Consider the following 12,559-nt stretch of genomic DNA (forward strand, 5'->3'; position numbering starts at 1 on the left):
GCTTTAGTTTTTCCTTACTTGGTTGTTATATTGTATGTCAATGATCTTTATATCTTCCGCTTTGTAACGAAGCAATCTTTCTGTCAGTGTCGCTCCGTATTTGCGAGTGCAAAAGTAAAACTTTATTTTTTAATGACCAAATGTTTTTGAAGAAAATTTTAAAGTTTTTTAAGTAACCTTAATTCCTCCTAAACCCTCAATCTCTATACTCCTGCGCTCCCTCTAATTGGGACTGCAAAGATACAAACTCTTTTTAAACCGGCAACTTTTTTTACAAAAAGTTTTAAAGTTTTTTTCGTCCGTTTCTTTTTGAAGTTATATTGTTTCTGCCTATCTAAAGGCTCTTCTGCGCTACTGAATGTCTTTCGTTTTTCAGTGGGGCAAAGATAGAAACTTCATATACTCTACGCAAGTTTATTTAACATAAATTTCATATTCGGAGCGGATTTTATCCTAATCAACTGGAAGGCAGGGTGAAAAATTTTAAACATTTGTTTGGAGGATGGGGTGAGAGCGTGGGAGGGTTGGAGAGTTGGAGCGTTGGAGAGGGTGAAAAGGGATGATTCGGGATGCGGGATGCGGGGTTTGGGGTGATGATTGCCCACAGATCTCGCAGATTGACACAGAGAAGATCTTCTTATTATATACATTTATACTATATGGAACGATAAGGGTTGGAGAGTTTCTGTGTTGGAGAGGGTGAAAAGGGATGATTCGGGGTGCGGGATGCGGGTTTTGGGGTGATGATTGCCCACAGATCTCGCAGATTGACACAGAGAAGATGTTTGCTTTTATATTATATATAGAATGGGAAGGATGGGAAATGCTAAAGAATATATTTATATATAATATAGAGTGATAAGATTTAACTCGTATACGATAATTAATTACAATGCTTCGACTCAGCTCAGCATGACATTGCTAATACTAACGGCTAAAAGGTCTTAGACATTATACTGTTATTTTAATTCCTTTAAGACTCTTGTAAAGAAGTTGGGATTCCTCCGGAATGACACAAGGGAAATGGAGGTATGTTCGTATACTAACCACTTTCTATAGAAATCAGAAATATTGAAAACGCAATACTAATTTTACTGCTCTACCCCGCAACCCGAAACCCGAAACCCGAAACCCGAAACTCAATAACCCGAGAACCTCATCGTTCATCATTCATCATTCATCATTCATCATTCACAATTTATAATTTATAATTTATAATTTATAACTCCCCCTCCCCTAGCCCTGATAGTAATGGTTACCCCGCAGCTTGGGTTGGAGAGTGGGTGGGTTCAGAAGACCCTTCGGCTTCGCTCAGGGTGACAGCGTGGGAGCGCGGTGGCGCGAGGAGTATGAATGGATAGCAGGATAAAGCTCCTGATTATTGGGTTGGAGAGTGTGAGAGTTGGAGAGTTTGAGAGTTTGAGAGTTGGTGAGTAATAGAGTTTGGGGTGGTGAGTATTTAAGTCCTTATATAATATAAATATATAGGAAAGGCTTGAAATACGATGGTTGTTTTTTCAACGATGGGTTAAAAGAAACGTTTGATTAATAGCTTATAGGTATAATATCCTAAGAGACATCCAATGGTATCTGCTACGATATCTAAAGTTTCCATAGATCTGCCCAGTCCCATTTCTTCCTGTAGAATTTCGGTGAGGAAAGCATAGAGAAGGATAATCTGAAAAAAGTATGAGAATTTTATTTTGGGAAATGCGGCAATGAAAGAGAAACCCAAAGCTGCAAATATGCTAATATGCAATACCTTGTCGATACCGCTGAACATGAACCAATATTCATGATTTTCTTCTCCCGGCTTGAGAAGCATATAAGTAAGAAATGCCCAATAAATGGGCAGTATCTTACTAAATATTTTTGAAATCTTATCCAATGATTGCTTTGTAATCATCTGCAGAAAGTAACTCTGACTGATCTGCTCCATCAGCAATTTCCAATTTGATGATCCATCCGTCTCCATAAGGATCTGTATTTAACAGTTCAGGCTGATCTTCTAATTCTGAATTAAACTCGATAACTTTTCCTGAGATAGGTAAGAATAGATCTGAAACAGTTTTTACAGCTTCTACACTTCCGAAAACGTCTCCTCCATTAAGATCATCATCTACAGTATCTACATCAACGTAAACGATGTCTCCAAGTTCTCCTTGTGCGAAGTCTGTAATACCGATTGTAGCAACGTTACCTTCGATCTTGATCCATTCGTGATCTTTCGTGTACTTTAATTCTGATGGTGTGTTCATTTTTAAATTTTTATTTTGTACAAATGTATTCAAAAATATAGTAGTTTCAAATATTGGATATAAAAAAAGTCCCTCAAAACTGAAGGACTTTTATGTTTGTATTATTTTTAGAATCCACCTCCGGAATCTCCGAATGTAAATGTGGCTGAGATACCTGCTCTGATTGTAGACAGCGGGAATGCTGTGGAGATCTTATACTTTGAGGTCATCTGTTCGTAGAATACTCTCAGGTTCAGATTCTCGGAGACATTGTAGTCTGCTGAAAGTTTGATGTTCATCAATCTTTGTCCTCCGGTAACCTGAGCATCATTCAACAGGATATTCATAATGGATGTTTTACTGTCTCTTAATGAAATATCTCCTCTGATATTAAGGTCGCTTCCTTTTCCTCTTGTTCCTCTTCCGCGGATATTGGCTGTTCCCAGTCTGAAGTTTCGTACAATATACCCCAGTCTTACTACATATTCTGTATTGGCATCTTCGGTAAGCGTCTGGTTGACTAATCCCAGTACCATCATTCTGGTTCTGTTGTACTGTATTCCGAACTGCATATTGTTTCTCATGGTAACGTCTACTCCGATAAGTGGTGAGAAAGATTCTACATATCCAACCTGTGCGAATGTATACGGGTTGATCTTATCACCTCCATCCTTGATCACATTACCTGCATTATCTACCGTCTGATAGTATCCTTTCGGGTTTCCATGATAATCTACATTGCTTTGAATACCAGTTGCTGTATAGGTAGCGGTATAAGCATGTAAGATATCAAACTTTGAGAACTGTCCGCTGATCATCGGGATATTTTTTAATCCTGAATAGGTAATTCTCCAGTTTGGCAACGGGAATCCTGCTTTTTTAGGATTAGACATCGGGGTTACAGATTTCCCTTCCATTGCTGCTCTAAAGGCAGGGATCAATACATAGGCATTTCCAATGCTATAGTGCTGAGCAAATCCATTGTTATCCAATACTGCTCCCGGACCTCCAAGTTGTTGAGAAAGAGCTCTTGCGTTTTCTCTGATCGCCTGGTAAACGGCCTGCCCATCTTTAAATGATGTACTGAGAAGTGTTGTTGTATTGGAATACGTTATCATTTCGCTGGCGAATGTAAAATCCGGATCAGGAACTCCACCATTGGTATAATTAAATCCTGTATGCGAGAAGTTACTGTTGAAGGTATGCAGCACATTAAGATCGACTCTCAGGTCATTCATAGGCATCACCTGTAGATCTGCTCTCAGCTCTTTGGTCGACATTCTAACATACGGATCTGTCATATAATTGGATTCACTTACCCATCCGTTTTCCATTACTGTTCTTCTGATATCTGCCTGCGATCCTAAAAGGAACCCAAGTGTAGGACCTCCCAATGTCTGTCCGTATCCATACCAGTTTGGCGCGGATATTAATCCCGGAAGTACTGTTCCATTCGTTTCGTTATAACTTACGTTTAGCTGTTTGAAAGAAGTTAAGAAGAATGCAGCACTTTGAAGTGGCGTAAGTTTATTCTTAAATTTATATTTCTTATATCGGTATCTGTTTTTCTCCCATTGTTTTGAATACACATTATTCAGAGAGTCCATCTCCTGTCTTCGCTTCTGAAGTTTGGCATTAATATTTTTGAAATAGTTAAACTGTCCAAAGAACTTCGGAAGATCCGCAGAAGCTGTTGCCTGAATCACATTGGTATTCTGTCCCACAGATCCTAAACTTGCGGTCTGATTTGTATTAGGGTCAGTAAATCCAAGCAATGATGTAGATCTCGCCGCCCAGTTATAGGTAAATCCGTATCCCACTTCAGCATCAATGAAATCCAGATAAGGCAGATACTGGAATGGCAGTTTATAATTCAGCTGTGCTCTGTGATTATACAATACCGGTCGCCCTGCTCTGAATACATTTCCGAAGATCGATTTGCTGTCCATCGAATTTACATCCAGATTGTCATTCAACGTTCTGGTTGCGGAGTTGATTTCCAGTTTCAATGATTTTGTGAAATTGAATCCTAATCCATACTGCCATCCAAAGAAGAAGTTTCTGTTTCTGATAGCATCGAAATTACTATTCATATCACCATTAAGGATCGCTTCCACATTTCTGAACTCAAGCTCATTGTAGTTTCTGTCGATTTCAGTTCTGAAAGAGATTCTTGTAGGAATTGGATTAATATTGAATTCCTTTACCCATCTCAGATACTTCGTAGATTTTGCCGTATCACTGATCATCTTGTTGAAAGGTTTCAGTACCCACGGTTTAAAGGTGTAATTATAATCTATATACCCTCTCAGATACTGTCTGTAGTTTCTTTTGGTATAGATGTCTCTGAAATAGTCATCGTTATAAACAGCAGTTACTGATACGTTTTCAATATCATAAAACTTAGGCTTTTTATTGGGATTTACTCTTTCCTTATGCATGTTAACGACTCCTATACTTCTCTGTTGAGTATAGGTTCTCGCTACTTTTTTCAATTGCTCTTTGTTTGGTGCCTTATTGAATTCTACGTCGGTATCCAGAGGATTGTACTTTGGATCTTCAATAGTCTGCGAGTAAGAATAGTTTAAAGGAATTTTCACCCCTGTTTTTTCCGGAAGGAATTTATCTACATTGATCGCAGTATTGATGCTGAATGCGGACTGGGTAGACTGTGTTCTTTCTGCCGGTTTTGAATCGATATTTCCGAAACCAACCGATGTATACGAGGCATTGGCATTCACTGTTGCCAGGTCTCCCATATTAAAGTTTAAGCTGGCATTTCCTGCATATCCGCCATCATTCTCAATTTCAGAAAGACGGATTTCGTTAACCCAAAGAACTCTTGTTATGGTAGAGTTTGTTCTTGGATCTGCATTTCGTACCCCAATCATAATGGTGGTAATATTTCCTAAACTAGGTCTACCTTTGATATAAATATTTTTATAAGGTTCCTGATATCCTGTGTCAACGGTTCTATTTGTAATAGCAACACCAGATTTGTCTCTTCTGATTTTAGCATCTACAAAGTTCTGAACATCAAAATCGACCTCGTTTTCCATTGGCCAGATCTCCATAGGAGCAGTGGCTGTAGTAGGAGTCATTCTTAAAGATGATTCATACTCGTAATAGTTATCAGTGGCATCGCTTCCGAAACGGATAAAGAATTTGGTATTCTCATCCAATCCAATCACTCTGTTCAATGGATCATGAGCGTGTACAAACAGCTTCAGCTTTTTGTATCTTCTCATATCCAATGTTGTATTTTTGAATACTCCTCTAGCCTCAGTTTTAAGGTCTTTCACTTTCATGTAAAGTGATGCTTCATTCTGTCTTTGCGCTCCTGCATTTCCACTCAATACCTGTCTGTCAATTCCCGGAGGCAATACATATGGAGGTTGGTTCAAAGCATTTTCTTCAATATTTACACTTCCTATTTCAAAGTTTGGATCTGTCACAGTTCCGGTTCCTTCGTCGGAATTAGGAACATTTACACTGGCAATTTTACTGGTATATTTTCTCCAGTCTGATCTTACAAGATCCATTGTTCCGAATCTTAAGGTAGACGTTTGGTCAAATCCTGCCAGCATTAATCTTGCAAATCTTACGTTGTTCAATACTGCATCTTCGTGTGTTCCTTCAGCTGGATCATAATTCGCTACAGGAATTCTGAACAAGTACCATTTAACATCTGAAGTCTGCCCGTTCTGGAAAGTTGCTTTTACTGTTTTAACATCTACAATATTGTTTGACCCAAGTGACAAACTTGGCTGGTCAAGCTTTATAACATATTGGTTATAGTTTTCAGTCTGATCAAGGTTGTAATCTTTATTGATATCTTCCGCATCCGGAGTTTGAGAAGCTACATTCAGAGAGTTTGCTTCTGAGTTTCCTTCAGGGTTTCTGAAATATTTGTATCGTTCCACAACAGAAGCAGCCTGGCTTCCTGTAAATTTATCAGAAAGATAGAATACGAAGTCATCCACTGCAGGGTCAGCAATATTGGTTACCGGGTTTACAAATGTATTTCCGAATCTCATTGCTTCCTGGTCAGAAGTAAGACCATCATATCCGGCATCCTGTGTTTTTCTTTCATCTCCTTCTGTAGAGAATGCATATAAAATTGGTGGTTGCTTTGGTTGTGTTCCCCAATTTGAATTCGTTGTAGAAGAAGGATTACCTGGAGTTGGAAGTCCGTTTTCATACTGCATTTTTCCATCTTTCAGAACATCTTCAGAAACGTTCCCTAAGTGAAGTAAAAGTTTTGGATCGGTACCCAGTGTTTTACCATCGGCATATGGGTCCATCATCCAGAATTCAACGTATTCAATATTTGAAGTAACAAAGTTCGGAACACTGATTGATCTCATAATCCCTGCCCATCTGCTTTGTGGTTGTTCTGCCAATGGGTTTACGTTGTAAGGTCCTTTTTCCTTAGGGAAATAAGAGATATCGAAAGTATTCGTAAAGGTTTGTTCTCCTGCTACGAAATCCCGGTTGTTGTAGATCTCTGAATATTGTACTCTTCTGGAAGCGTGGTTGGATACAGACTGTGGTGTAATTCCTGAAGGAGCTTTTCCTCCAACGTTCCAGAATCTAGGGTCGATGTTATACCATGTTAATAATCCTCTTCCATATCCGCTTGTAATATCATCATTTGCCGGTACTGTATTAAACGGCGGCAATGTATTTTTTTCCGGTTTTGAAGCAAGGCTCCATGCTGCCGGTTCTTTTAATGATATTTTAGAAGTTGTTTGTTCAAAGTCGTCAATATAAGACTGATTATTTGTTCCTTTATTCAATCCAGGCAATAAGTAGGCTGCTTCCATCTTAAAGTTTAAGTTGGATGGAGCTTCGGTTTTTACCATAGGAAGTTTATTGGTCAATCTTGTAAGATAAGGAGCCTGATTATTGTACATCAGGTTGATCCCTGCCATGGTATTGTTTACCGCTTCCTGTCCGAAGTTTACTTTCTGAGTCAGAGGAGATTCTGAGTAATTGATTACTGTTCCTCCTAAGATAAAGTTTTCACTGAATCTTCTTTCTAAGTTTAATCCTAAGAATCTTTTTCTTTGGGTATTAAAGGTCAACTGGTTTTCCAGTGAAATATTGATGGCCTGTCCGGACTGTTTTACATTTTCATTAATGATCGTAACCGTACCCAGCATATAATCTACGGTATAGTCTACACCTTCTGTAAGCTGTACTCCGTTTGCTGCCACTTTTACTGATCCCTGAGGAACGTTTACAGCTCCTAAAGAAATACCTTGTCCCTGAACACCTTTATAACGGCCTTCCATGGTATACCTTTGTGAAAGGTTACTGGAGATCGCCTGTTGTTTTTGTTTGGTATAAAGATCCTGAAAAACGTATTGAGGATCACTTGTACCCAATTTTGATTCCAGATATTTACCGAAAGGCTGCACTTTGGTAAAGATGACTCTTCCTGTTTCAGGCCTGATGGTAATCCCGTTCACAAAGTCGAAAATACCATCTCCTTTACTTCCATCTTTATTATTCTGGATATCGCCGTTCATATTGAGGCGGTCCCAGTTAAATAATTTCAATAAGTTCTGATCTTTTACAGGAGTATCAGGAAGATAATTTACTTTACCCCCTGTTTTTGGATCTCTGTAATATACATTAAGGATAAAGCCATCGGGAGCTACCTGTCCTGCATCGATAGAATAGATATTCTTCATCATCAGATCCCACATGGGAGACTGCGTGTTCACCTTATTGTTTACTCTCAACACTTTGGTAATCAGTACCGGGCTTTCTTCAGAAAATTCCCCAACTTTGTATACTTTATTACTTCCGTTAACTGTATAGGAGTAGGAAACGGCTAATAGCTGCTGATCATTAAGTTTCTGATTTAATGAAATATATCCCAGTTGCGGCTGATAGGTAAATTCGTTAGCATTCAGCTTTCTTGCCTTTGTATTGTAAATGAACTGCTCTCCGTTATCATAAGGAGTGGGATCACCAGGAAGCACTTGTCCCTGGAAAATAGTCCCATAATTCTTTCCTGCTTCTCTGGTTCCTGCTACCGATGAAACAGCATCATAAAGACCGTTCAGAGAGTTATCAGGTAACGTAATTCCTCCTGGACCTTCACCAAGGTCTCTGATCCCGATAATACTTTTCTGATACGCCAGGTTGCTGTTCCCCTGATCCAATACCCAGACTTCCATTCTTGTAATATTGATGGTTGAGTTGATCTGCGGATAATTAAGTAAGGCATCATCATATTTGTTCAGGAAATAATGTCCTAAAAAGAAGTGCTGGTTCTCTTCATAGTCAATGGCATTGACTTTAAAATTGTTCATCACACCACCACCCTGTACGACAATATTACGAGCCTCTCCCTGCTGCTGGGAAAGGACTACGGTTCCAAATGTTTTTCCTAACTGGAATTCGGTTTTCACCCCGAATAGTGATTGGGAACCTCGGATAAGACTGGTTGAAAGCGGCATGTTTACGTTACCAAATTCAACTCTTTTGATGATTTTATCTTCTCCTCCTTCGTTGGGTTTATCTACATTTCCAAGACCTTTACTCTGAAGATCTTTCCAGCTTCCTTTTGCCTGCCAGACAAGGTTCATTCTGTTTTCAAAAGCAAAACCACTCTGAGTGTCATAATTGGCCTTCAACTGAAGGTTTTCCCCTACTTTTCCTAATAATCCCAGCTGAATTCTCTGATCGATATCAAAGGTAAAACTGGTCCTGTTTTGAGGCAGGATCATTGGGTTATCTATTTTCTGATAAAGTCCTGCAAAATCCAGAGATGCATATCCTGAAGGGATGATTTCAATTTTGTTACCTCCGAAAATGGTTTCGAAAAGCTTGTTATTGATCATTACAGAAGGGATAAGCCCTTTTCTCCTGGCATCTGATTTATCTTTTCTGAAAAGAAGATTGTACTTATCAGATTTGTCCTTATAGTAAGCTCTGGTCTGGCTGGCAAGCATATATTCTTTATACTCTTCCGGAGACATGGCTGTAGGCGGACCTGTAATGGTATTTCCGATTTTGGGATACACATAGTACATCCCGGTTTTTATGTCGTAATAGGCTTCATACCTCGTAGGGTCAGCCACTTCATATTGTTTTCTTATGATCGCTGTATCTTTCTGTACCTGTGCAAAAGCACTGACAGACATACACAGGAACGACAGGAACAAAAATATGTTAAGATGCTTAATATTCGCCACCAAATGTTAAATGTTTTTTAAGATTTGTTTAACCAATTCTTCTACCGAGATGCTTGGATTTTGTTTTATAATTTTATCCGCAATTTTCTCGCTCGTTCGTTTAGGAATGCCTAAAACTTCTAATGCAGATAACGATTCTTCCTTGATTTTATTATCCACCATCACAGAAATGTTCGCGTTTGGATCGCTGTATTTCTGTACTTTATCTTTAAGATCTACAATAATTCTTTCGGCAGTTTTTGCACCGATTCCTTTTGCTTTTTGGATCAGTGCACTGTTTCCGGAAAGTATGGCAGAAGCAATCTCATCAAGACTCAATGTTGACAGCAGTATCAGTGCTGAAACAGCTCCCACTCCATTAACGCTTATTAACAGATTGAACATTTCTTTTTCTGAACGTGTGTTAAATCCAAAGAGAAGATGAGCATCTTCACGAATGATCTGCTGAATAAATAGAAAGGTCTGCTGATTCAAAACCAGCGTCTGTGAGGTCATCAAACTGATTCCCACATAGTAACCAACTCCTTGAACATTGATGACAGCGTAGGTAGGTGTAAGTTCTTGAACAGTGCCTTGTAAAGAAAATATCATTATTAATTTTTAAAACTCCCAAATATAGCAATTTAAACTAATTAATGTTTTCATTTGATGTAGGAATGATTTTTAACTTAAATTTTAAATAAGAATTCAAGGAATTAACAGAAAAACAAAAGACTCCAAAATATGGAGTCTTTTTACTATCTGAAACACTGTTTACAGTGTCATTTTTTAAATAAGAGGAACGGATTACTGATTTCCAGTGATGCCATTCATTCTGAGTTATTTCTTCTCTCTTCTTTGAGCATCAAGTACAGCAATGGTAGCAAGGTTTACAATCTCATCAACGCTTGAACGCATCTGAAGTACGTGTACCGGCTGCTTTAATCCCATTAAGATCGGTCCGATTACCTGGGCTACTTTCATTCCTCTCAGGATTTTGTAAGAAAGGTTTGCACTTTCCAGATTCGGGAAGATGAATGTGTTGGCAGGTGTAGTTCCTAATTTTGAGAATGGGTAATCGCTCAGGTGATCTGCATTCATTGCAAAATCCGGCTGGATTTCACCATCCACAACCATTTTAGGGAATTTCTCATGAAGGATACTTACTGCTTTTGCCACTTTTTTAGAAGTTTCAGAGATGGCAGCAAAGTTTTCAAATCCAAGCATTGCAATTCTTGGTTCAATCGCAAAAGATTTTACTGTAAATTCTGCCATTTTAGCAATATTCACAAGATCTTCTGCTGTAGGGTTTTGATTGATAGAAGTATCTGCGAAGAAAATAGGTTTCTTTTCAGACAGAATCATCATCATTGCCGCTACTTTGTCTACTCCTTTATCTTTTTCGATCACTTCTAAAACAGGACGTAAAACGGAAGTATAGTTTTTAGAGAATCCTACAATAAGTCCATCCGTATCACCATGCTTCAGCATCAAAGGTCCGAAATAGTCTCTCTGACGTACATATCTTTTCGCTTTGTACTCGTTCATTCCTTTTCTCTGACGAAGTTTCCAAAGTGTTTCTCTGTATTTTTTTCTGTTTTCTTTCTGATCGTCATCACTTGGATCAATGATCGGAACATCCAGAGTAATTCCGTAACGCTCCATCTGCTCCTTGATGTATTTTTTATCTCCTAAAAGACTTGGGTAAGCAATTCCTTCTTCATAAAGAATCTGAGCCGCTTTCAATACATTGTATTCTTCAGCATTTCCAAGGGTAATTCTTTTCGGATTGGATTTCGCACGGCTCTGCATCATTCTTACCAATCTTTCATCTCTACCCATTCTGTCTAAAAGCTGGTGCTCGTATTCGTCAAAATCCGTAATGGTTTTTCTCGCAACACCACTTTCAATAGCTGCTTTAGCAACAGCGCTTGATACTTTTGTGATCAGTCTGTTATCAAATGGCTTTGGAATGAAGTATTCTCTTCCGAACTGAAGATTCTGAACATTGTATGCCAAAATTACAGCTTCCGGTACCGGTTCTTTTGCAAGATCAGCAATAGCGTGTACCGCTGCCAGTTTCATGGCTTCATTAATTCCTGTAGCCTGCACATCCAATGCTCCACGGAAGATATAAGGGAATCCCAATACGTTGTTTACCTGGTTAGGATAATCACTTCTTCCTGTTGCCATGATCACATCTTTACGAGTCTCAAGAGCAAGATCATAAGCAATTTCCGGATCAGGGTTGGCAAGAGCAAATACGATAGGGTTTTCATTCATGCTCTGTAACATCTCAGGAGTCATTACGTTTCCTTTTGACAATCCTACAAAAACATCAGATCCTTTTACAGCATCTTCTAATGTCTCAATATCTGTATGAGCGATGAAATCTAATTTTTCAGGAGTAAGGTTTTCTCTTTTATGATTGATTACGCCTTTACTGTCACACATCAGGACGTTTTCTTTTTTCAGTCCTAATGAAATATAAAGCTTGGTACATGCAATGGCTGCAGCACCCGCTCCGTTCACCACCATTTTCACTTTATCAATATCTTTATTGGCAATCTGCAGAGAGTTGATCAATGCAGCTGCGGAGATAATGGCTGTTCCGTGCTGGTCATCGTGCATCAAAGGAATATTCAATTCCTCTTTCAGTCTTTGTTCTATATAAAAAGCTTCAGGTGCTTTAATATCTTCCAGGTTGATCCCTCCGAAAGTAGGAGCAATTCCTTTTACAATTTCAATAAATTTATCCGGATCTTTTTCGTCGATCTCAATATCAAAAACGTTGATATCTGCAAAGATCTTGAATAAAAGTCCTTTCCCTTCCATTACCGGTTTTGAAGCCTCAGCACCGATGTCTCCCAGTCCAAGTACGGCAGTACCGTTAGAAATTACTGCTACCAGGTTTCCTTTTCCTGTATAATCATATACAGTTTCCGGCTTATCATGAATTTCCATACAAGGAACTGCTACTCCCGGAGAGTAAGCCAATGACAAATCTCTTTGGGAAGAGTGTGGCTTTGATGGGATCACTTCAATTTTTCCTTTGGGTTCTGCTTTATGATAATCTAGCGCTGCCTGGCTAAAGTTCTTTTCGTCACGATTGTTGTTACTTGACATAAAATT

General features: G+C 38.8%; 5 protein-coding genes. All 5 read right to left on the bottom strand.

The window, feature by feature from the left end; genetic code table 11:
* Window positions 1-1,528 precede the first annotated feature (1,528 nt).
* Window positions 1,529-1,906, bottom strand: coding sequence for a VanZ family protein (locus RAH34_RS19620; protein WP_306597242.1), 378 nt, complete (start codon window positions 1,904-1,906; stop codon window positions 1,529-1,531).
* A complete protein-coding gene (gene gcvH / locus RAH34_RS19625; protein ID WP_047098621.1) occupies window positions 1,881-2,258 on the bottom strand; it encodes a glycine cleavage system protein GcvH in 378 nt (125 codons plus the stop codon). Before gcvH ends, RAH34_RS19620 begins: the two co-directional genes overlap by 26 nt.
* A gap of 107 nt (window positions 2,259-2,365) precedes the next feature.
* Window positions 2,366-9,397, bottom strand: a complete 7,032-nt coding sequence (gene sprA, locus RAH34_RS19630; RefSeq protein WP_306597309.1) for a cell surface protein SprA — start codon at window positions 9,395-9,397, stop codon at window positions 2,366-2,368.
* A 57-nt stretch (window positions 9,398-9,454) separates the two neighbouring features.
* Window positions 9,455-10,039: a Holliday junction branch migration protein RuvA gene (gene ruvA, locus RAH34_RS19635; protein ID WP_114821945.1), complete on the bottom strand. Its 585-nt coding sequence runs from the start codon at window positions 10,037-10,039 to the stop codon at window positions 9,455-9,457.
* Window positions 10,040-10,267: 228 nt separating this feature from the next.
* On the bottom strand, window positions 10,268-12,553 hold the full coding sequence (locus tag RAH34_RS19640) for an NADP-dependent malic enzyme (protein WP_114821946.1): 2,286 nt from the start codon (window positions 12,551-12,553) through the stop codon (window positions 10,268-10,270).
* Window positions 12,554-12,559 lie beyond the last annotated feature (6 nt).

Origin of the sequence: Chryseobacterium sp. WLY505, from assembly GCF_030846215.1 — a bacterium.
Lineage (GTDB): Bacteria > Bacteroidota > Bacteroidia > Flavobacteriales > Weeksellaceae > Chryseobacterium.